The organism is Micromonospora sp. NPDC002411, assembly GCF_053592955.1.
In genome coordinates this window covers 1-3,501 of the sequence record NZ_JBSFBM010000503.1, presented here as the reverse complement: position 1 = coordinate 3,501, position 3,501 = coordinate 1, and the positions used below count along the sequence as shown (strand labels likewise).

At 71.8% G+C, this 3,501-nt stretch carries 2 protein-coding genes and 1 pseudogene; 1 reads left to right on the top strand and 2 read right to left on the bottom strand.

The window, feature by feature from the left end:
- A pseudogene (locus ACWCO3_RS32985) lies at window positions 1-1,036 on the bottom strand (chromosome segregation protein SMC); the annotation flags it as partial.
- A gap of 53 nt (window positions 1,037-1,089) precedes the next feature.
- Window positions 1,090-2,592, bottom strand: a complete 1,503-nt coding sequence (locus ACWCO3_RS32980) for an MFS transporter (protein WP_450013842.1) — start codon at window positions 2,590-2,592, stop codon at window positions 1,090-1,092.
- A 180-nt stretch (window positions 2,593-2,772) separates the two neighbouring features.
- On the opposite strand from ACWCO3_RS32980, the gene ACWCO3_RS32975 reads away from it, so the two are divergent.
- On the top strand, window positions 2,773-3,402 hold the full coding sequence (locus ACWCO3_RS32975) for a TetR family transcriptional regulator (protein ID WP_450013840.1): 630 nt from the start codon (window positions 2,773-2,775) through the stop codon (window positions 3,400-3,402).
- Window positions 3,403-3,501 lie beyond the last annotated feature (99 nt).

Here is a 3,501-nt window from a genome sequence, read left to right as displayed (position 1 = left end):
GCGCGGCCTCGTGGCCCGGCGCGACGGTGAGCAGCCCGGCGAGGCTGCCGAGCAGGCCGGGTACGTCGTCCGCGCGGGCGAGCAACGCTCCCGCGCCATCCTTGCGCCGCAGGCCCAGCGCCAGCGCCTCCTCACGGGCCTTCCAGGTCGCGGCGTCCTTCTCCGCCGCCCGCTCCGAGTCGGCCAGTGAGCGTACGGTCGCCTGCGCCCGTTCCTGCGCGGCGACCGCCTCGGCGTGCCGGGCGTCCAGGTCCGCGTTGTCCCGGTCGGCCTCGGTGGACTGTGCCGCCACCGCGTCCAGCTCGGCCTGTGCCTGCTCGGCGCGGCCCAGCGCGTCGGCGTGCGCGACCGCGAGTCGTTCGATCTCCTCGCTGGAGCTGGTGGTGCGGGCGCGGGCCGAGTTGACCTGACCGGTCAGCTTGGCCATCCCCTCCCGCCGGTCGGCGATGGCCTTGGCGGCGGCGACCAGTTCCCGTTCGGCGGCGGCGAGCTGCCGTTCCAGCTCCTGCCGGTACTCGACGGCCTCGGCCAGTCGGATCTGGTCGTCGGTGAGCGCCGCGCGCAGCTCCTCCTCCTGCTCGCGGACCCGCTCCGCCTCCGCTTCCAGCTGGTCCGGGTCGCGGCCGGGCCGCTCGTCGTCGCCGGTGGCGCTGAGGTGCCGCAGCCGTTCCCGGGCCAGCTGTTCGATCGAGCGGAAGCGCTCCTGCAGGGCCGACAGCTTGTACCAGGTGTCCTGTGCGGCGGCGAGCAACGGCGCGTCCTCGGCCAGCGCGGCCTCCAGCTCACCGAGCCGGCCCTGCACCTCGACGTGCTCGCCCTCGATCTGTTCGCGCCGCTCCCGCAACGCGGTCTCGTCGGCGATCTCCCGGTCCAGGGTGGTGCGCAGGGTGGCCAGGTCGTCGGCGAGCAGGCGGAGTCGGGCATCGCGCAGGTTGGCCTGGATGGCCGCGGCGCGGCGGGCCACCTCCGCCTGCCGGCCCAGCGGCTTGAGCTGGCGGCGCAGCTCAGCAGTCAGGTCGGTGAGGCGGTTGAGGTTGCCGTGACCGCCACAGTGGGTGGTCACGGCCTGAGCCGTCACAGTGTCGCTTCTCAGCGCTGCCGGTGCGGCAGGTGCACCTCGACGGGCTCGGGTGGGAGGTCCTCGACACCCGCGTCGACGGCCTGCTGGTGACGGCGACGCGCCGAGGGCAGTGCGAGCGCCGCGAAGACGGCCAGGACGGCGACGCCCGCGCAGACCCAGAAGCCGGCGGTGAAGGCCGCGTCGGTGGGCAGACCCTGAGGTGTGCTGTGCGACGTGATGACGGCCGCGACGACCGCGGCGCCGATGCTGCTACCGATGGTTCGCGCGATGGTGTTGACGCCGCTCGCCTCGCCGGTCTGCCCGGCCGGGACGCTCTCGATGATGGCGTTGGACATCGCCGCGAACGCCAGGCCGATGCCGGCACCGGTGAGCACTCCGGAGAGCAGCACCTGCCAGGTCGCGCCGTGCGCGAGTGCCGGCAGCACGAACGCGACGACGACCAGGACCGCGCCGAGGAACATCGGGACCTTGGGACCGAAGCGACGGTCCAGCAGACCGGCGAGTGGCCCGAAGATCACCATCATCAGGACGGTGGGCAGCAGGAACAGGCCGGCCTGGGACACCGTCTTGCCGAAGCCGTAGCCGGTGACCGCGGGAAGTTGGAGCAGGGTCGGCACGAGCACGAAGGTTCCGAACATCGCGAACCCGAGGATCAGGGCAACGAGGTCGGTGGCCCAGACACCGCGAATCCTCATCAGGCGCATGTCGATGAGCGGCTCGCTCACCCGCAGCTCGACCAGGACGAACACGATCAACGCGACCACGCCGAGCAGGAACAGGCCGACGGTCTTCGGTTCCCCCCAACCCCAGGACTGCCCCTTGCTCACAGCCAGCAGCAGCGAGACCAGCGACACCGACAGGATGGCGGCGCCGAACATGTCGAGCCGTCCGGGCGTACGCACCCGCGACTCGGGCATCCCGAAGATGGCCCCGAGCAGCGCGACGACGACGAGGACCAGCGGCAGCCAGAAGAGCCAGTGCCAGGACAGGTGCTCCACGATCGGGCCTGCGGCCACGATGCCGACGCCGGCGCCGACACCGAAGATCGCCGACAGCAGGCCGACGGTGACGCCGACCTTCTCCCGGGGCAGTTCGTCGCGCACGATGCCGATCGACAGCGGCAGGATCGCGCCGGCGGCGCCCTGTAGCGCCCGGGCGACGATCAGCACGGTCAGGTTGGGGGCCAGGGCGGCGAGCAGGGTGCCCGCGGCGAGGGCGGCGAGGACGCCGATGAGGACCCGGCGCTTACCGACCATGTCACCGAGACGGCCGAGGATGGGCGTCAGTACCGAGGCGGCCAACAGGTACGCCGTGAGCACCCAACTGACGTCTCCGGTCGAGACGCCCAGGTCCCTTCCGATGGTCGACAGCGCGGGCGCCACCAGCGACTGCAGCACCGCGAACGCCAGGCCACCCAGCGACAGATACAGCACCAGGAGGGTGCTGTTGGCACGCGGAGCGGCGCTGGGCGCGGAGCCGACGCGGGTCGGCTCCGCGATGGTGTGGGTCATGAGATTCCCGAAACTAGATGTAAACGTTTGCTGACTTACCAGTATCCGCAGCCACAGAGCCATGTCAACAGTCGTTTACGTCACCCCGGCGAAGGTCGACGACCTTGCTTCGAGCCACAAGTCAACATATGTTTACATTGTGTCGGCCGCACCGCCACAGAGAGCGAGAAAGGACGCGCCGTGACAGCAGAACCACCCGTCCCCTCAGCCACAGCTGGCGAACCTGCCCCGCGTCGCCGCCGGGATGCGACCGAAACCCGGCAGCTCCTGCTCGACGCGGCTCGGCAGCGCTTCGCCCGCGACGGCTACGCGGCGACGACCGTCCGGGACATCGCCGACGACGCGGGGGTCAACGTCGCGCTCATCAGCCGCTACTTCTCGTCGAAGGAGGGCCTGTTCGAGGCGTGCCTGCGGGCAGCGGGCGACGAGCTGCACCGGACGGCCGGTCAGACGCCTGCCGAGCGGGTCCCGGAAGCCATCGCCCGGCACATCGCCGACCTCGGCACGGCGGGGCTGTCCAGCCAGCTCACCCTGCTGTTGCGCTCGTCCGGCGACGCGCGGGCCGACGAGATCCGGCGCGGTGTCCTCAGCCGGGCCAGCGAACAACTGGCGGCAGCCCGGGGGTGGCGTCCCGGTGAACCAGGCAGCGAGGAGATCCTCCTCCGCGCCCAGATGGCCCTCGCCGCCGGCATCGGCGTCGCGGTGCTGCGGTCGTCGTCGATCCAGTTGGAGCCGCTGAGCGCCGCCACCGAACAGGACCTGGTCGGGCCGCTGCGCGAGCTGGTCGACGCACTGCTGCCACCTCACTGACGGGGCAGCACATATTCCGCCATCGCGGGCGACGGTACGGCACTGCGGCGGTCAGTTCCGCCCCGCGTCGGGCGGGGGGGGGGGGCCGGCCCCCCCCCC